The organism is Microcoleus harperi Pol14_C6, assembly GCF_036701295.1.
In the GTDB taxonomy this organism is placed as follows: Bacteria; Cyanobacteriota; Cyanobacteriia; order Cyanobacteriales; family Microcoleaceae; genus Microcoleus.
This window is the reverse complement of record NZ_JAUBQN010000042.1, coordinates 20,100-37,779: the sequence shown is the minus strand read 5'-3', so window position 1 is coordinate 37,779 and position 17,680 is coordinate 20,100. Positions and strand designations below refer to the sequence as shown.

Genomic DNA, 17,680 nt, shown 5'->3' with positions numbered 1-17,680 from the left:
TGCCAATTGGTGTCCACTTAAGCTGTGAGCCCGCCAAGTCCGCCGGGGGTTGAAACCCCTGCCGGACTGTGGCTTCGCTACAATAGCGCTGGCACAACTATTTGTTGCCTCTGTCCAAAAAGATAAGCTATCAAATCGCTCAAACAAGTCCGGGGGTAAAATCGTTTTTCTCGGTTTAAACTCGACTTAGGCACGCACTTGATGTAACCCTTGTGTTTTGAGCTTATTATCAAATTCTGGCTCTTGATATTGAATATTCTCGAAATCATGCTCAAAATGCTCTTCGCCCAGAAATTGATAAATTAGCGACATCGTTTTAGCCGGTTCTATAGTTAATAGCTCGTAATCTACCAATAGAATAGATGCACTCGGTTCGCTGTAAAAAGCTTCTTTAAGAGCGTTATAAGCATAGCCAACTAAACGCGAACCTTGACTTAATGCCTCGTGCGACTGTAGACTGTAGACCGTTCCGCTGGATTATTAAATAACTGGGAAATATCAAAAGCGTTACGCCGAATCAGTAGCTCGATGCTGTCCATAATCCAGGCGATATTTCTGACACAGCAGATGACTTTAGCTTCAGGAAATAGTTCCCGAATTAAGGGCAATTTGCTACACCAAAGACGATTGGTGTCGAAGATGATTTCTTTGTCAGCTTACGGGTGGTAATAGGCAGAAAAAAGGTTCATAATCAGTGCCTGTTTTTGTTCAGAAGAAATGAAGACGGAAAACTCATTATCTTCGCTCATGGCTTCCAATATTCGATCTACTCAACCCCCGACGGGGCTAGTCATAGCTGCGTGAAACCGGGGATTTTGTCGTAGTAGTGCAGCCAGTAAAGTAGAGCCCGATCGGGGTAGTCCTGATATGAAGTGGGCTTTCACTGGCCTCGCGTGGGAATGGGTGTGTATAACTTAGATGCTACCTAAATGTATCATACTAAAGACATATTTTTTTTAGCATATTTTTATTTAACATTTCGCCACACAACATCCAGATTTACGATATCTTTACAATCTAGACATAGTGGGTTGACTTTCCCTATCTCTATCATTGCTTCGGGCCCTGCCTCTGTAAAGTCGGAAAAGTCGGATCTTTGGCATGAGGACAAAATTACTTGGGAATTTTAACCGCAGAGGGTGGCGGATGTAAGTGCTATGGACGCAGATGAATGTTGAGTTTGGTCAAGTAGGATCGATAAAACCCGCAAGGCGAGGGAATTACGATCGCGCTATATTGTGGATACATAAAGATATGCCTCTAGATTCTATGAATAACGAACAAGCTACTTTCAATACAGTCTCCGAACACGAGATTTTTGGCGATCGCGATTTTCCATCTTGGTTAAGCCAACAACAAATCAGCCTTGCTTGCACCACCTATCAAACCAGCAGGTTAATGTTAATAGGTGCTGCACCAGAAACTAACAGAATATCGGCTTTTTGGCGAATATTCGATCGCGCTATGGGGCTTTTCTGCACGTCGGAACGCATCTATTTAAGTTCAAAATATCAACTCTGGCAATTAGATAATGTCTTAGAAGCCGGGAACTTATACCAAGGATACGATAAATTATATATACCAAGAATCGGTTATACTACAGGTGATATTGACATTCACGATATCGCAGTCGATAAAAATAATCAAATCATTTTTATTAGCACGTTGTTTAATTGTATCGCTACTTTGAGCGATCGCCACAGTTGCAAACCTCTCTGGAAACCCGGTTTTATCTCACAATACATCAACGAAGACCGCTGTCACCTCAACGGTTTGGCGATGGTGGCTGGGGAGGCGAAATATGTCACAGCGTCGAGTCAGTCGGATGTGGTGGATGGCTGGCGCGATCGCCGAAAAAATGGCGGTATAGTTATTGATATTCAATCTAATGATATTATCGTCACAGGATTGTCAATGCCGCACTCACCCCGCTGGTATCAAGACAAGTTGTGGCTGCTGAATTCGGGGAGAGGAGAATTCGGTTATGTGGATTTAGATACAGGGAAATTTGAGGCGATTGCGTTTTGTCCGGGCTATGTGCGAGGACTGGCTTTTTGGCAAAATTGGGCAATTGTTGGACTCTCGAAACCTCGGGGAGGTGACAATACTTTTAGCGGTTTAGAATTGGATGAGTTGTTAGCAGCCAAGGATGCTGAGCCTCGCTGTGGTATGATGGCGATCGATTTGACTACGGGGGCGATCGTTCACTGGTTGCGGTTTGAAGGAATTGTCACAGAACTCTATGACGTGCAAGTGATTCCGGCAGTGCAAAAGCCTATGGCTTTGGGTTTTCAAACGGATGAAATTGCTCAGTTAATTACTTTGGAACTTTAATATCAATTCCGGTGGCACTCAGACATGATTATGAAAAAGATCGATCGTTGTAGCAAGACATTGTAAAATTGCTAGAAGTGCGATCGCTTTGGCAACGACCAACCCAAGCCCTGAAAACATCCTCGCTCAGTTAAGCTTCATCAGCCTGGGAATCAATAACGTATTGATGTCATTGCTCGCGGGGATTGTTAGCTGGCACGCCCTCTTAGAAAAACAATCGCAGCATCTGTTTTTCCTGGGTTCTGCGTTCAGGATTCGGAGATTGAGTTGACAAGCTGTACGGCATTTAAATTGGATATTTCAATGCCGTATCAAAATTCATCCCATCCCCGCATCCACTCAACGCGCCACCTGCCGCATATACTCCCCCCACAATTGAGCAGCATTTGCACTACCTCCGGCAGTCGGAGAATTATCATCATTTCCCAACCAAACTCCTGTTACCAGTTGCTGACTCGGAATATAACCGACAAACCACAAATCTCTATTATCATTAGTTGTGCCTGTTTTTCCAGCTTCTCCCAACCCCAGAGCAGCACTGCTACCCGTACCTCCCCGCACCACACCTTGCAGCATATCAGTCATCGTATCCGCTACGGCTTCAGAAACTAACTGCCGATTGGCAATGCCATCTTTTTGATAGTCATAAATCACCCGACAACTGTTAAAATTATTTCTATCTTTGCAATCGCTACTGTCAATAATTCGCTTAATTACGTGGGGACGATTTCCCAAACCCCGATTTGCCAAAACCCCGAAAGCACCAGTTAATTGCAACACATTAACTTCACTTTCACCTAACACTAAACCCGGGTTAGAACGCAGTTCAGAAGTAATCCCCAAACGTCTAGCCATTTGCACTACATTGTCTAAACCGACATCCTGTGCTACTCTCAAAGCAACTGCATTTTCCGACTGTGCTAAACCCCGATACATATCAGCACTGCCGCTGGTTCTCTCGCAGCCGCTGTAAGTTTGTCCGCCCCAGGAAAGGGGAGCGCAAGAATAAGTTTTATCGGCTGAGATTCCCCGTTCCAGGGCGGCTGCATACGTGAAAATCTTAAATGTAGAACCGGGCTGTCTCAAAGCTTGAGTAGCCCGATCAAACTGACTTTTCAAATAATCTACGCCCCCAACTAAAGCTAAGACTTCTCCGGTTGTACTATTGAGAGTTACCACGGCTCCTTGAGAAAAACCTGCACTGGCTCCCGCATTTTCAACAGCATTTCTGAGGGAATTTTCCGCCAACTTTTGCAGACCCGGGTTCAAACCTGTTTCTACAATAAAATTGCCTTCTCGGGCTAACTGCTCCCCCAACAAAAACTCTAATTCATCAAATACATAACTGTAGAAATAAGGAGCGATCGTACTTTGCAAAAATTCGCGGGCTTTGGGATTGATCTCAATTCGCGAGCGCCTCGCGCGATCGGCTTCTTCCTGAGAAACCGTCCCCAAAGCCCGCATCCGTTCGATTACTCGATCGCGATACTGCACCGCCAACTGATAATTTTGAATCGGATTAAAACTGTTTGGCGCAGGCAAAATTCCCGCCAAAGTTGCCGCCTCTGACAAAGTTAGATCCCTCGCCGACTTCCCAAAATAAAACCGAGCCGCATCCTCAAAACCGTAAAGGTCAATTCCCAAAAACACGCGATTTAAATAAGTCAGTAGTAGCTCATCTTTGCTGTAATAATTCTCCAGTTTCAACGCAACTACAGCTTCCCGCAACTTGCGTCCGGCCGAATCTTGAGTTCCCACATAATCTCGAAACAAACTCCTCGCTAACTGCTGCGTCACAGTGCTGCCGCCTTCGCGAATTCCTCCCCCGCGAACATTGGTCAACAGCGCGCGCAAAACTCCGATCGGATCTACCCCCAAATGCCAATTGTACCGGCTGTCTTCCGAAGCAAGTACCGCCTTGGATAAATAAGGCGAAAAATCCTGCAATTTTTTTAATTCTAAGTGAGCGTTATTCTGAGGAGGACGCAGCGGAGTTTGCCCGTCGCGGGCGTAAACAATCACGGGGCCATTGATACTTCTCGGCAGAGGCCGCACTTGAAACTTTGTCGATTCCATCCCTACCAACACCGCAATCAAAGCGGTGATGCCGCTGACGCCGTAAAAGCTGTAACGCACCAGTTGCACATACCAAGGTGGCGGATATACATACTGAATTCTGACAGCGGCGGCTAGTTCCGGTGGCCCTAAAGTGAACACGTCTCCGTGACGCAGGGACATAGTTTTAACTCGCCTTTTGCCATTGTAAATGCCGTTTGTGGAGTCTTCATCTTTGATGACAAAAGGAGTCCGCCGCCGAGTATCGCGCGACAGGGATAAGTGCACGTGACTGACCACGGGATTGCGAACTACAATATCTGAAGATTTTGACGATCGACCTAACAAATATCGATCGCCCAACAGCGGATAAACCTCAGCTTTAGCTGCACCGGCATCCTGTACCCACAGTTCGGGTACTTTGGCGTTTGGTTTCAGCGCTAACTGGTTAAAATTAACCTTGGCAATAGTCTGGACTGCTTGGGTAATCGCACCCAAGACGGTTTGAGGTTTGCGGGGCGGCGGTGGGGTCATATTTCGCTGTGCACTACGATCGAGCGATCGGCTCTTGCACCATTCTACTCGCAACTTTTGGCTAATTTCAGGATCTGCCCCACAGAAGGAGGCGATCGTCGGCTAACGGCGATCGATTTTGGGGTGATTGGTCAACCCGCCCGGAATCCGTTTATTGAGCAAATCTCTATCCAACCACAAACAATCCTGCTATCACGAGAGAATTAAAATATCCTAAACTTGCCCAAAAATCCACACTTTAAATCAAATTTATCCCTAATTTACCCACACACTTCCCATAATTAAAACCCCCCTTGTTCAAGGGGGGTTAAAAGCCGAAAATCAGCTTGATTCTCCTTACATCGAAGAACCCAAACCGGCATAAGCACCGTAGAAGAAAAGGCTCACAATGCTCAGAACACCGAGACCTGCGACAGTAGCTACCAGCCACAAAGGAATTCTGCCACTTTCACTAAACATAGCTATCACCTCACTAATTCACAGCTAAACACATTCGATCGAACTATTGAAAGCAAACTCAAACACCAGTTAATTAAAGAAATAACTGGAAAACAAAATACCCAAAACAAAAATCAGCAACAAACCCAAATACAAAGAAGTCCGGTTTAACTCAACAGGCTGCTCGTTGGGATTAGGAACGCGCTCAGGCATTGTAAACTCCTATCGTTGAATAAATTGCATTGCTGCGATCGCGCCCAAAAAGAAAATTGTTGGGACACCTAAAGTATGAACTGCCAACCAGCGCACCGTAAAAATCGGATACGAAATTGGCTCATTATTTGGGGTTCTGCTCGTCATTTTTCCAAATCCTTGTTAAATTACTTGGCAATGAACTGATCTACTTGTTTCTTAGCTTCAAAGCGATCCGAGATAATCGGCACTTCTTCCCGCTGCGGTGTGAAATACTGGTTAGGGCGAGGAGTTCCGAAAGCATCGTAAGCCAAACCAGTTTGCACAAACAGCCATCCAGCAATAAACAAAGCCGGAATGGTGATGCTGTGAATTACCCAATAACGGATACTTGTAATAATGTCCCCAAACGGACGTTCTCCAGTTGTACCAGCCATTTAGAATCCTCCTTTCAACAACAAATTGACAGACAATCTCTATTACTATTCTACTATCAAGCCGCTTGCGCTGAACCTTGATATTTAAGTAGAGTACCGCTCGCACCGATCACAAATCCGCGATCGGGGCCCATAAAGACAATCCTGTAAAAATTAGCGGGAACATCTTCTACTTCGCGGTCTTTTAGCCAAGTTTTCCCGCCGTCCAAACTGCACAGCAAATTGCCGCCGCCGCCGGCTACCCAAACTTCATTATCAGTCCGGTAAGCCATGTCCAGCAAACCCCAACTTGCCTTGCGATCGGGAAAAAACGGTTTTCCCCAACCTTCAGGATTGGACGGGTCGCTAAACTGAATCTGACCGCCGCGGGCAAGCATCCACAAACGCCCATCCTTGGTAAAGCCCATATTTTGCAGGCGGCGAGAACTATTGCGGTTGTGAGGTTCCCAAGCTTCTTGGCCTGGTTTCCAGACGGAGTAGAAGTTGCCCTTCGAGGAAACCGCAACATACTGCCCGTCTTCAGAACGGTTGATATTGCGAACTACCCCAAAAGAATCCTGCACGACAGCTTTCCAATTTTTGCCGCCGTCAGAAGTCCGGTAAATCGCCCCCACATCGGTGGTCATCTCGGCGGAATTCGGACCCAAAGCCGCGATCGTACTCGGAGAACCAGGCAACTGACTGCTCAAAGCAATCCGCGTCCAAGACTTGCCCTCATCGTTCGTGTGGAGCAAAACTGAAGGCTGGCCGACAATCCAGCCTTCGGAACCCGAAAAACTCACCGATGCAAAACGCGACCTCGGATCGTCGATATCCAGTGCTATAGACTTCCAGCTAGTGCCACCGTCAAGGGTTTCGAGCAAAGTCGCCTCAGAACCCACAACCCAGCCGTGCTGAGGATTGCCCGTAAAGGCAATATCCTGCAAATTAGCTTCTGTCGGCAAGGAAATCACTTGCCAGGGGTTGTAACTCACAGAACCGATGGTGCTGCAACTCGTACAGATGAGGGCAGCGGCCAATAACATTACAATTCGTTGCCAAAATCTCACAATCGTTTTACTGCAAACCATACATACTAAGTAACAACAAGAAACCAACGACCAAGCCGCCAAAAATCAGCAAACTTTTCTGACCTTCGGTCATGCCGTTGACACCGACACCGTAGCGCTGATTTGCCTTAAATCCCGATACCCCTTCCATCTGACCGAGATTTTGAAACACCGATTTGCGTGCCCCGCAAACGGGACAGACCCAAGTTTGGGGCAAATCTTCAAAAGCCGTGCCCGGGGCAATGTCATTTTTAGGATTTCCCTTTTTCGGATCGTAGACGTAGCCGCAGGCGCGGCACTCGTGCCGATCGAGGGTCTTAGTCTCAGTGGCTCGATCGCTCATAAATCCAAAATCATGGGTCAGCTAATCTTAAAATATACAGTGAAGTACCTCAACTAAAGTTCGTTATAGGTGGGGCTTCCAACTAAAACTCATATTAGGACGGTCTTATTCGTCTTCGAGGTTTCCCGTCTCAACCGCCGATGCCACGTTAGGGACACCACAAGGGTGTTCGACACTTAAGTCGATAATGGTCTTACTTAGCGTCCACAGGCAGCCGCCCGTCTTCCACAGGCAGTTACAATATTAGAATATACATTAAAAATTATTGCAGAAGATGGATGATTAATCTCAACTAACTCGTAATTTCAGTTACCCACAATCTATATAATGTAAAGACTAAGTTACAGAACCCTTTCACCGAGGCAGTAATTATTCACCGTGTTTGCACTTAGCGGCTACGAGTATTTCTTAGGCTTCCTGTTAATTTCCAGCCTAGTCCCTATCCTCGCCCTCACGGCGTCTAAGGTACTGCGCCCCAAAAGTCGTCCCTACGACCGACGCACTACCTACGAATCCGGCGTCGAGCCGATCGGCGGAGCCTGGATTCAGTTCAACATCCGGTATTATATGTTCGCCCTGGTCTTCGTCATCTTCGACGTAGAGACCGTCTTCCTGTATCCTTGGGCGGTTGCTTTCAACCAGCTAGGACTTTTGGCTTTCATCGAAGCCTTGTTTTTTATCACGATCCTCGTTATTGCTCTTGTCTATGCATGGCGCAAAGGAGCCTTGGAATGGTCTTAAGTTCTGACAAATCACAAAAAGCGCTGATAAACCCAGTCGAGCGCCCCGAAGTTACCTCCCAACTCTCAGAGAACGTCATCCTGACAACAGTGGACGATCTCTACAATTGGGCGAGACTTTCCAGCCTGTGGCCGCTGCTTTTCGGCACGGCCTGCTGCTTCATCGAATTTGCAGCTTTGATCGGATCGCGCTTTGACTTCGACAGATTCGGCTTGGTACCGCGATCGAGCCCCCGGCAAGCCGACTTGATCATCACCGCCGGCACAATTACCATGAAGTACGCCCCCATCTTGGTGCGGCTGTACGAACAAATGCCGGAACCCAAATACGTGATCGCGATGGGCGCTTGCACCATCACCGGCGGAATGTTCAGCATGGACTCCACCACAGCAGTCAGAGGCGTTGACAAACTGATTCCTGTAGACGTGTACATCCCCGGCTGTCCCCCCCGCCCAGAAGCGATTATTGACGCAATTATCAAACTGCGGAAAAAAATCGCCAACAATTCCATGCAAGAACGGGCCAATTTGCTACCAACCCACCGCTACTACACCAGACCCCACAAAATGAAAGTAGTAGACGACATTTTGGACGGCAAATACTTGTCAGTTCCAGGCCGGATAGCCCCGCCCAAGGAATTGACAGAAGCAATGGGAATGCCAGTACCGCCGGCCCTGCTTGCAGGACAAAAACAGGAGGTAAACCGTGGCTGAGACAGAATCTGCAATTGTTGAAGCCGGGAAGGTTTCCCAGTGGTTGACTCAGAATGGGTTTGAACACGAAGCTTTAGCGGCCGATAATTTGGGCGTGGAGATATTAAAGGTCGATCGAGAATTCTTAATTCCGATGTCAACAGCACTGTATGCCTACGGGTTTAATTATATGCAGTGCCAGTGCGCCTACGACCAAGGGCCGGGACAAGATTTAGTCAGCGTCTACCACTTGGTTAAACTGACAGACAATGCTTCCAAGCCTGAAGAAGTCCGCGTCAAAGTATTCGTACCCCGCGAAGATCCCAGAGTGCCATCAGTCTACTGGATTTGGAAAGCAGCCGACTTTCAAGAGCGCGAATCCTACGATATGTACGGCATAGTTTATGAAGGACATCCGAATCTGAAACGGATTTTGATGAACGAAGATTGGGTAGGCTGGCCGCTGCGGAAAGACTACATTTCCCCTGATTTCTACGAATTGCAAGACGCTTATTAAGGGAGTTTTGCGAGGGCGGGTTTGAGCATAAAATTGGACTTTTGCGGTCAAGTTTTATGCAAAACCCGCCCTCTGTTTTTTGGCTAATTTTGATTTTTTAATTGCAGATAGACGCAAACTCCCTATGACGACTCTGACCGTAGAAATTCTTTGTTCTGAGGCGGCAATATTTTCAGCAGCCAAGTCTCAACCCGGAACCTCTGCTTTACGGCATCACAGACGGAAAGGCTGTTGGGACATATTTGGAGCAAAAGTTTAGACTCTATCTCAAGCAGCGATATGAATTTATAGATGGTAATTCAGCAAGCGGCATCGATTTCCCAGGGATATTGGTTGACGTGAAGGTAACAAGCGTAAGGCAACCGCAGTCGTCATGTCCTTTCAAATCTGCAAGGCAAAAAATTTTTGGGCTGGGATATTCACTGATTATCTTTGTTTACGAAAAGACAGACAACAGTACCATCCGAAGTGCAACACTGAATATTTTGCATACAATTTACGTGAGTGCGGAAAGAACAGCAGATTTTCAAATGACCAGTGGAATTCGTAATATTTTAGACAATGAAGGCAATAAAGATGATTTGCTTGCTTTCATGTTTGACAAAAATTTACCTGTTGACGAAATTGAAGCAGGTAACATTGCAGACGAAATACTGAGAAACCCACCATTGCAAGGTTTTTTGACGATTTCTAATGCGTTGCAATGGCGACTTCAGTATGGAAGAGTCATTGAGCGTGCTGGACAACAGGAAGGCGTTATGGCAGTTTATAAATCTAACCGATGAGTTCTAACGATCGCAAAACAAAACTAGAATACGGCGATTTTCAGACACCGCTGGCATTAGCAGAGATGGTGTGCCGGAAATTGATAGAACTTGATGTTAACCCCAAAGTCATCATTGAGCCAACTTGCGGGATAGGTAATTTCATTAAAGCTGCTGCAAATTCTTTTCCATCGGCCAGCAAGATTATCGGGGTTGAAATAAATACAAGTTATTTAAGAGAATTAACCGCTAAGCATGAATTGTTACAGGATGAAAGATGTGAGGTTAAGCACGGAGATTTTTTTGAGTTTGACTGGACATCATTAATCAACCACTTTAATCATCGGGTGCTGGTACTTGGCAACTTTCCTTGGGTAACTAACTCACAACAAGGAACTATTGGCAGTGAAAACTTGCCAAAAAAAAGTAATTTTCAAAAGCACACTGGCTTAGATGCACTCACAGGTAAGAGTAACTTCGATATCTCAGAATGGATGCTAATTCAAGCGGTGCACTGGCTGCAAAAGCGGGATGCGGATCTGGCAATGCTTTGCAAAACTTCCACTGCTAGAAAGTTATTGAGTTACATTAATTCAAAAAAACTTAATCTCGCTAGCTGTGCAACTTACACAATAGATGCTAAAAAGTATTTTGGTGCAAATGTGGATGCCTGTTTGTTATACTGCAAGTTTGACTCAAGCTCACAAAACTACTTCTGCGATGTATTTAGCAGTTTACACAGTTCAGAATGCCACCGAATCGGATATCAAAAAAATCTCCTAAGGATATAGACTCTTTCAATAAATTGAGTAGTTTATATGCTATAAATTCAGGAACGAAATGGCGATCGGGTGTAAAACATGATTGTTCTGGCGTTATGGAGTTTCGGAAAATTGATGATTTGTTTGTCAATGGATTTGGGGAAGCTGTCGAACTTGAGGAAATTTATCTATTTCCGCTACTTAAAGGATCTGATGTTGCCCAAAATCGAATTAATGCTACCGATCGATATATCCTAGTTACTCAAAAATTCATCGGTGAATCAACCGAAAATATCAAAACTATAGCTCCTAAAACCGGACGTTACCTAGAGAAATGCGGGCAATATCTAGATAATCGCAAAAGCAAAATTTATCAAAATAACCCTAGATTTTCGATTTTTGGAGTAGGCGATTATAGCTTCCAACCTTGGAAAATTGCGATTTGCGGGCTTTATAAAAAATTGGATTTTAGGTTAATCGGTGAAATAGCTAATAAACCTGTAATCTTCGATGATACTGTTTACTTTCTCAGCTTTGACAGCGAGAGAGTTGCACGCCAAACTTTTGAGCTTTTGAATTCACCGGCGGCAATTAACTTTTATTCAGCGATCGTATTTTGGGATGAAAAGCGCCCGATTAAATCCAGCATTTTAAATTGTCTGAATCTAGAAATGCTAGCAGATTCGGAATTTGTAACCGCAGATGCACAAAGATAAACGCAGATAGATAAGCTGGTAAGCATTTAAACTGGTATGAGCCAAACACCAACGCTTACACCTGAACCTTGACAGTAAATTGAAATAAATTATTTAAATTCTCAACAGCTTATTCCTAATCGGCACAGTCGATCAATATCAACCTTCATTACACTTTTAGCTGCTGCCATAACGATTAATTCAACTTGTTCCGTTATTGATTTATTATTTATTCCAACGTTATTAATATCACCATTAATAACTTGTTCCCTAATACTTTGAACGTACGTTTGAGTAAATTTTTTGCTAATTTTCACAAAATCCAAGATTTAGCTAAAATCTTTTTTACAGCCTTCACACTTACACTTTCGGCTATTTACTTTGAGAATTACTTCTGTGTTAGTGATGGGTAAGTCTCTAACTAAATACGTTGTATTTTAATGAAGACCGTGGCTTGTGTGTCCGCATCGTGGGCAAACTGGTGTTTTATTTGTGACGATAATAGATAAAATAATTGTTTCTTTTATCTAAGCTATCCTCTACTATTACACCAGGTAGATTCAGTATTTTTTTCCTTAATCTTTTCACATTTAACTTAAATGGTGGCTGCCTTTATAATATTTTAGGATACTAAGTACGCAAAAACCATAAAGCTTAACTATTTTCTCACGCAACTCGCTCGAAGAAGGTTTCAAGGTTTCATTTTTTTCGCTGATTTACTAAATATAGCAATCCTAAATCATTTGTGAATTTCTTACTCCCTCCCCGCGAGTTCGGGGAGGGTTGGGGTGGGGTAAAAAAATTACGACTCATGTAGGATTGCTATAGAGCCTATCCTATATACATGGAATCTGCTTTATGATAAGTTTGTCAGTCCACGAGTGATTGTCCTGAATTTAGAAACCCTGAACGGAAACAATCCTGCTTTGAAGTTCATTTGGGGTTACATCGTCTACAAAACCTAAAATCGCATTAGAATTCCTGACTCTGATTAGAGTTCCTGAATAAACCCCGCTAATTCCACCTCTGAGTTGAGTTCCTGAAGCAGATCCAGATTCGCTAAATGCGTCTGCCGGACCGGGAGGAAGTAATGGTTGTAAAGCTTGCGGCAGATCGAAAGTATATGTTAATGCCACATTCTGTACCGGCTCCAACACTATATCATTGACTGTTAAGTCACTCGCTAATCCAATCCGATCCAAATCAGGATCAAAACTTTCGATTATATCACTAGAATTGATATCTGTAGTGCCAGTATCTATTCCCAGAACGCATAAATTATTGCCAAACCCACACTCTAAGAAGTCTCTGCCCAAGCCGCCAACTAGAGTATTATTTCCATCTCCGCCGGATAACAAATCATTGCCTCTCCCTCCAAATAAAATATCATCGCCAGCCTCTCCAAGAAGAAAATCAGCATCTAGACCACCATTGAGGGAGTTATTCCCCTCCTGTCCAAACAACCCATCTCTTCCTTTTCCCCCAAATAAAGAATCGTTGCCTGTAAAACCTGTGAGAATATCTTCCCCTTCATTTCCCAGGAGTAACTCGCTAGCCTCTGAGCCATTTACTGTATCGTCGCCATCGAGCGCCCAAGCTCCTAAAGGAAAATTTGTTAGATCTGCAGGAAAAAGTTGAATGAATTCCGAGGTGTTGTCGCCAATTAAGCGCAATGTCCCTGACGCATCCGGTTTTAAAGCCATAGTTAAAATCTTTGTCTGTTGGTAGATTACTAACCCTACTTGAGCCAATACTGGCTCACAAGTGGGTCATAATTCAATTAGAACCGTATTCAATATAACTAGAAACGGTATTTTCCAAAAGCATAGCAACAGTCATCGGCCCGATTCCTCCCGGCACCGGTGTGATAAATTCGGCTACTGTTTTAACAGCATCAAAGTTTACATCTCCGGCTAAACGACTCGTACCGTCTGGGTTGACGACGCGGTTGATACCGACATCAATTACTACAGATCCGGGTTTAACCATATTAGCTGTAATCATTTCTGTGCGGCCGACTGCGGCTATTAGAATATCGGCTTGATTGGTAATAGATTCTAAGTTTTGCGATCGCGAATGAGCTACAGTAACAGTGCAGTCGGCTTCTAATAGCATCAGTGCCATCGGTTTACCCACCAAAATACTCCGTCCCAAAACAACGGCATTTTTTCCTTTCAAATCAATCTGGTATTCCTGCAATAACCGCATCACTCCGGCGGGAGTACAACTCCGCAAACCTTGCTCCCCGCGCACGAGACGGCCTAAATTTACAGGGTGAAGTCCGTCAGCATCTTTGTCGGGGGCAATTTGGTACAGCAGCGAAATTGCGTCTAAGTGCTCTGGTAGCGGTAATTGAACTAGAATGCCATCAACTCGATCGTCCTCGTTGAGTGCACGAATTGCAAGTTCTAGTTCGGTTTGAGTAGCATTTGCGGGGTAATGCTTGCCGAAGGAAGCTATGCCAACTTTAGCGCAGGCTCGCTCTTTATTGCGAACATAGGCTGCGCTACCAGGGTTGTCGCCCACCATCAGCACCGCAAGTCCGGGAGGACGCCCCTTTTGGGGTTGTAGGGCGCGGACTCGATCGCTCAGCTCGGTTTGAATCTTTGTCGCTAAAGCTTTGCCATCTAGTATTTGAGCAGTTTTGGCATCCATTGTAGACTCTGGGTTAGGGGCTGACGACTTTAGATTTTAGCTTAATCCCCGCCAAGGACTACACTAGAGAAATTTCTTACTTGCGATCGATTCTGGGGATTCTGTTAAAGTAAGTCGTATCTCACATCTCAAATCAGTTGACCAATGACTACTGCAGTTAAGCAAGTTTGGGTTCAAAGATTCTGCACCGGCTCTTTGTCGCTAATCCTCGCCAGCGGTTTTTTCAGTTGCGGCAATTTACCCATGTCTCAACTTAATCTTGGTTTTAATGTTGCTAGCATTGGCGACGTTCAACAAAAGCGGCAAGTGGATGCTGAAGTTTATCTTCGGGGAAAGGTGGAAAATCGCGCTCCGTTTGTAGGAAATGCGGCTTATCAACTTGAGGATGGTACTGGCAGTATTTGGATTTTAACCAAGCAAGATTTGCCCCAGCTTGGCGATGAAGTGTTGCTCAAGGGAGAAGTCCGCTATAAGAGTATTACTCTAAAGGAATTGGCCGGAAAAGATTTAGGTGAAGTTTATGTTGAGGAAATGGAACAATTAAAGCGCACTCCAGCGGCAAATAAATAAAAATATGAAGATACTAATTTCGTTCAATAATTAAGTACCTCAATTTCATAAAATTAAAGGTTTTTAGTTGCGCCCAAACGCTGTGGGTAGGTTTATTTATGCTAAAAGTTGCTCGACTATAATAGCCTCGTTGGGGCTGGTTTATCAGCTTTTTTGTTGATATTACAGATTACGGTTAACCTCCCCCTACACCAACTTCTCCTCTATCTCATAAATAACTTCTTCCCTCTTCCTTCTCTCCTCAATATCCCTCGGTTAAATCCGTTAAATCCATTAATCCCGTACATTGCTTGTTGTAAAACTTTCTTATGACTAAAATTCACGTTGCGATCGCGATTTTGTACCGAGAGGGCAAGTTTCTCTGTCAGTTGCGGGACGATATTCCTCATATCAGGTATCCCGGACATTGGGCTTTGTTTGGCGGACACTTGGAACCGGGGGAAACGCCGGAAGTTGCTCTAGTGCGGGAATTATCAGAGGAAATTGGCTATGCTCCTGCAAGTGTTTCTTTTTTCTGTTGTGATGTCGAAAAAGATGTGGTTCGCCACGTTTTTCATGCACAACTTGGTGCGGATGTCAAAGATTTAGTTTTGCTTGAGGGGTGGGATATGAAGTTGTTGACACCGGAGCAGATTCGGGCTGGAAAATGCTTTTCTGAGCAGTCAGGAGATGTGCGACCTTTTGGCATTGCTCACCAGCGTATTTTGTTGAATTTTATTGAGTCGATTTGAGAAAATTTCTCCGCACCCTAGATGGGAGCGGATTGAGCTAGCAAATAAGCTGAGGCGCATCTAAATTTGACAATCAAATTCGAGGAAATTCTTGTGGGGTGGGCGTCCCGCCCGCCCAAAAATACAATTTAGATGCGTAACAGCTTATTTGTAAGGTGCGCCCGGTGGTACACCCTACATTGCAGGGGTTTTAAAACTTAAGAGCGAGCAGCAATCATTCCCGTTTGGCGCGCGTACTCAAACAGCCCTCCGGCATCTATTACAGGCCCTACTTCTCCTAAAGGTTTGAGCGAGAAAGTTCGAGCGAGAGTGTGGTTGACAATTACCTCTGCTGTACAATCGATCGTCACTTCTTGGCCGGTTACAAACAAGTCGCAGAGCCGCTCGACTGATTCGATCGGGTACAATTCGCCAGTAGCCGAGCAATTGCGAAAGAAAATGCGGGCGTAAGACAAAGCCACCACTGCTGTTACGCCCGCAGCCCCCAGAGCGATGGGAGCATGCTCCCGCGAAGAACCGCAGCCAAAATTTTCGCCCGCTATGATAATCGGATACCGGGTTTTCTGTTCGCCGGATTCGATAAACTTACCGTAGCGATCGGGCAAGCCAATCATAGCGTAACTGCCTAGTTTCTCGTACTCATCCGGCTTCGAGGGAACCAGGGTCAGGTATTCGGCCGGGATAATTTGATCTGTATCAATGTTGTCGTCTACAACAAAAATTTGACCGCTAATTACTTTACCCATAGTTTATTTCCTGTTAGCCTCGTTCGATGCTGTGGTGATAATTTTAAGTGGATCGGTATGCAAGATTTGCATCTGTTTATTTTAACCTGGCAGTGTCAGTGATAACCTGTATGAGTAAAAATTAGATCCGAGACTTTGGGTTAACAATTAACAGATTGCTAAGCGTCAAGATAGTTTTATGGCAAATCCAATAGATGACATTGCTCGACAAGCTCGCGAGGGCTCGGTTGCATCGATTATTCAAATCCTTAATGACGAACTGGCACAGGTAGGGGTCAGGGCCCGAGCCGTGTTTGCAGACGGGGTGCTGCAACTGCTGTGCGAAGCTGCAACGCCCCAACTCCTCGAAGAGTCTAGTTTGGTCGATCGAGTCCGAGACATTTTGGAACGCATTTCGCCCCGCAATATTCGCCGAGTTAACATCAACAGCCGGCTTGTTCGAGAACACCAACTGCTGTGGCTCGAAGAAATTAGCCGCGATCCGGATAATCAACTGTTGTGGTCTCAAGAAATTAAACTCCGAAAGCCGAATTTGTTCAAGCGTTTAGCCACCGCCCATCACGAACGCCAAGCTTTCTCCGGCAAGCGGGCTTTGCCGAGAATGGCTATACCTCGATCGATGCAGCAACCGCGGCAATTTCAGCGCGGTATCGTCGGCGGCATCAGCTTGACCGTGCTGTTGCTTGCAGCAGTGGCCGCCATCCACAAAGGACTTAATTCCCAAGTGCCAAACAGCACACAAGCCACCACCCAAGCAGTAGCAACTGCCTCTTCCTCGGAGGCAAAACCTGCTTTGAAAATTTCTAAGGAGACTGTTAATTCTGCAGTTGACTCTTTTGCCAAAGCAGTGCGAGTAGCCGAACAAGCAGCCACCCAGGGCAAAACCGCTCAATCTCGCCAGGATTGGTTAGTCGTAGCTGCTAAGTGGCAGCAAGCTTCCGATTTGATGGCCGCCGTGCCTTCCAAGCATCCCCGCTACACAACGGCTCTGAACCGGACGGCACTTTACCGCCAAAATAGCGATAAAGCCCAACAGGAAGCACAAAATAAGTAAGCAGGTAAGTCGGATAAATTTAACCCTAGAGTTCGCCGCGCTGCTCTAGGTGTTGTGAAAAATCAGTTTTTGAGCAAAAACTCGAAAACTCTTAGCTATGTTATGAGTGATAATTTGGCGATTTTGAATTTTTGCGAGGGGCCTCACTCGATCGGCAGATTTGTATCACAATAAAAATTTGTTAGGATCACAAACTTAAATAGGAAAGATCACACAGTAAGAAGAGGGGTGTCACTAAGCGGTCTCTAGAAAACCTTCATACTACTAATAGCCGTCAAAATTAGCGGGAATGGGATTGATAATCATCCGGTAAAGGATGGTAAATTTCATCCCGTACAGATAGAAGGGTAGAAAACAGGAAAATAGAACTCG

21 protein-coding genes and 2 pseudogenes are annotated in these 17,680 nt (G+C 45.1%); 10 read left to right on the top strand and 13 right to left on the bottom strand.

All coding sequences use genetic code 11. From position 1 onward, the window contains the following. Positions 1 to 186: 186 nt before the first annotated feature. Both QUA27_RS22755 and QUA27_RS22750 read right to left on the bottom strand, forming a co-directional pair. A pseudogene (locus tag QUA27_RS22755) lies at positions 187 to 375 on the bottom strand (hypothetical protein); the annotation flags it as partial. A gap of 395 nt (positions 376 to 770) precedes the next feature. Then, positions 771 to 884 (bottom strand): sulfotransferase, encoded by a 114-nt coding sequence (locus QUA27_RS22750; protein WP_333070737.1) that lies wholly within the window; start codon positions 882 to 884, stop codon positions 771 to 773. Between the two features lie 385 nt (positions 885 to 1,269). Here QUA27_RS22750 and QUA27_RS22745 point away from each other — a divergent pair, with 385 nt between their 5' ends. Next, positions 1,270 to 2,334: a TIGR03032 family protein gene (locus tag QUA27_RS22745; RefSeq protein ID WP_333070753.1), complete on the top strand. Its 1,065-nt coding sequence runs from the start codon at positions 1,270 to 1,272 to the stop codon at positions 2,332 to 2,334. 339 nt (positions 2,335 to 2,673) lie between these two features. Here QUA27_RS22745 and QUA27_RS22740 read toward each other — a convergent pair whose 3' ends face one another. The 7 genes from QUA27_RS22740 to QUA27_RS22710 form a co-directional block, all read right to left on the bottom strand. Beyond that, positions 2,674 to 4,923 carry a transglycosylase domain-containing protein gene (locus tag QUA27_RS22740; protein ID WP_333070735.1) on the bottom strand — a complete coding sequence of 750 codons (2,250 nt, stop codon included), beginning with the start codon at positions 4,921 to 4,923 and terminating at the stop codon, positions 2,674 to 2,676. Between the two features lie 336 nt (positions 4,924 to 5,259). Continuing rightward, a complete protein-coding gene (locus tag QUA27_RS22735; protein WP_006635506.1) occupies positions 5,260 to 5,382 on the bottom strand; it encodes a photosystem II reaction center protein J in 123 nt (40 codons plus the stop codon). 69 nt (positions 5,383 to 5,451) lie between these two features. Next, positions 5,452 to 5,574 carry a photosystem II reaction center protein PsbL gene (psbL, locus tag QUA27_RS22730; RefSeq protein ID WP_015176850.1) on the bottom strand — a complete coding sequence of 41 codons (123 nt, stop codon included), beginning with the start codon at positions 5,572 to 5,574 and terminating at the stop codon, positions 5,452 to 5,454. Between the two features lie 9 nt (positions 5,575 to 5,583). Further along, positions 5,584 to 5,721 (bottom strand): cytochrome b559 subunit beta, encoded by a 138-nt coding sequence (psbF, locus tag QUA27_RS22725; protein WP_006635504.1) that lies wholly within the window; start codon positions 5,719 to 5,721, stop codon positions 5,584 to 5,586. Between the two features lie 20 nt (positions 5,722 to 5,741). Then, on the bottom strand, positions 5,742 to 5,990 hold the full coding sequence (psbE, locus tag QUA27_RS22720; RefSeq protein ID WP_006635503.1) for a cytochrome b559 subunit alpha: 249 nt from the start codon (positions 5,988 to 5,990) through the stop codon (positions 5,742 to 5,744). A 56-nt stretch (positions 5,991 to 6,046) separates the two neighbouring features. Then, positions 6,047 to 7,060, bottom strand: a complete 1,014-nt coding sequence (locus QUA27_RS22715; protein WP_333070732.1) for a photosynthesis system II assembly factor Ycf48 — start codon at positions 7,058 to 7,060, stop codon at positions 6,047 to 6,049. Then, on the bottom strand, positions 7,047 to 7,382 hold the full coding sequence (locus tag QUA27_RS22710) for a rubredoxin (RefSeq protein ID WP_333070731.1): 336 nt from the start codon (positions 7,380 to 7,382) through the stop codon (positions 7,047 to 7,049). Before QUA27_RS22710 ends, QUA27_RS22715 begins: the two co-directional genes overlap by 14 nt. 378 nt (positions 7,383 to 7,760) lie before the next feature. On the opposite strand from QUA27_RS22710, the gene ndhC reads away from it, so the two are divergent. The 6 genes from ndhC (at position 7,761) to QUA27_RS22680 (ending at position 11,573) form a co-directional block, all read left to right on the top strand. Beyond that, the gene (ndhC, locus tag QUA27_RS22705; RefSeq protein ID WP_006635500.1) at positions 7,761 to 8,123 is read left to right on the top strand and encodes a photosynthetic/respiratory NAD(P)H-quinone oxidoreductase subunit C; all 363 of its coding nucleotides are present in this window, start codon (positions 7,761 to 7,763) and stop codon (positions 8,121 to 8,123) included. Next, the gene (gene ndhK / locus QUA27_RS22700) at positions 8,114 to 8,836 is read left to right on the top strand and encodes a photosynthetic/respiratory NAD(P)H-quinone oxidoreductase subunit K (RefSeq protein ID WP_333070728.1); all 723 of its coding nucleotides are present in this window, start codon (positions 8,114 to 8,116) and stop codon (positions 8,834 to 8,836) included. The genes ndhC and ndhK overlap by 10 nt, the downstream gene beginning before the upstream one ends. Continuing rightward, entirely contained in the window at positions 8,829 to 9,332 is a 504-nt protein-coding gene (locus tag QUA27_RS22695) for an NAD(P)H-quinone oxidoreductase subunit J (RefSeq protein ID WP_172190238.1), read from the top strand. The genes ndhK and QUA27_RS22695 overlap by 8 nt, the downstream gene beginning before the upstream one ends. Before the next feature lie 155 nt (positions 9,333 to 9,487). Beyond that, complete coding sequence (locus tag QUA27_RS22690) at positions 9,488 to 10,117, top strand: type II restriction-modification system restriction endonuclease (protein ID WP_510175268.1); 630 nt, start codon at positions 9,488 to 9,490, stop codon at positions 10,115 to 10,117. Positions 10,118 to 10,197: 80 nt separating this feature from the next. Beyond that, entirely contained in the window at positions 10,198 to 10,887 is a 690-nt protein-coding gene (locus QUA27_RS22685) for a class I SAM-dependent methyltransferase (protein WP_333070725.1), read from the top strand. 86 nt (positions 10,888 to 10,973) lie between these two features. Beyond that, complete coding sequence (locus tag QUA27_RS22680; RefSeq protein WP_333070723.1) at positions 10,974 to 11,573, top strand: hypothetical protein; 600 nt, start codon at positions 10,974 to 10,976, stop codon at positions 11,571 to 11,573. Between the two features lie 308 nt (positions 11,574 to 11,881). Here the strand turns inward: QUA27_RS22680 and QUA27_RS27500 are convergent. From QUA27_RS27500 to folD, 3 genes and pseudogenes are all read right to left on the bottom strand, one after another. Next, a pseudogene (locus QUA27_RS27500) lies at positions 11,882 to 11,965 on the bottom strand (hypothetical protein); the annotation flags it as partial. A gap of 483 nt (positions 11,966 to 12,448) precedes the next feature. Beyond that, positions 12,449 to 13,255, bottom strand: a complete 807-nt coding sequence (locus QUA27_RS22675) for a calcium-binding protein (protein WP_333070721.1) — start codon at positions 13,253 to 13,255, stop codon at positions 12,449 to 12,451. A 73-nt stretch (positions 13,256 to 13,328) separates the two neighbouring features. Next, the gene (folD, locus tag QUA27_RS22670; RefSeq protein WP_333070720.1) at positions 13,329 to 14,207 is read right to left on the bottom strand and encodes a bifunctional methylenetetrahydrofolate dehydrogenase/methenyltetrahydrofolate cyclohydrolase FolD; all 879 of its coding nucleotides are present in this window, start codon (positions 14,205 to 14,207) and stop codon (positions 13,329 to 13,331) included. Between the two features lie 144 nt (positions 14,208 to 14,351). Here folD and QUA27_RS22665 point away from each other — a divergent pair, with 144 nt between their 5' ends. Both QUA27_RS22665 and QUA27_RS22660 read left to right on the top strand, forming a co-directional pair. Then, positions 14,352 to 14,777, top strand: a complete 426-nt coding sequence (locus QUA27_RS22665) for a DNA-binding protein (protein WP_333070718.1) — start codon at positions 14,352 to 14,354, stop codon at positions 14,775 to 14,777. Between the two features lie 308 nt (positions 14,778 to 15,085). Beyond that, positions 15,086 to 15,508, top strand: coding sequence for an NUDIX hydrolase (locus QUA27_RS22660; protein ID WP_333070716.1), 423 nt, complete (start codon positions 15,086 to 15,088; stop codon positions 15,506 to 15,508). A 197-nt stretch (positions 15,509 to 15,705) separates the two neighbouring features. On the opposite strand, the gene QUA27_RS22655 is transcribed toward QUA27_RS22660, so the two are convergent. Beyond that, the gene (locus tag QUA27_RS22655; protein ID WP_333070713.1) at positions 15,706 to 16,254 is read right to left on the bottom strand and encodes a LeuD/DmdB family oxidoreductase small subunit; all 549 of its coding nucleotides are present in this window, start codon (positions 16,252 to 16,254) and stop codon (positions 15,706 to 15,708) included. A gap of 178 nt (positions 16,255 to 16,432) precedes the next feature. On the opposite strand from QUA27_RS22655, the gene QUA27_RS22650 reads away from it, so the two are divergent. Further along, complete coding sequence (locus QUA27_RS22650; RefSeq protein WP_333070711.1) at positions 16,433 to 17,308, top strand: hypothetical protein; 876 nt, start codon at positions 16,433 to 16,435, stop codon at positions 17,306 to 17,308. Positions 17,309 to 17,680: the final 372 nt, after the last annotated feature.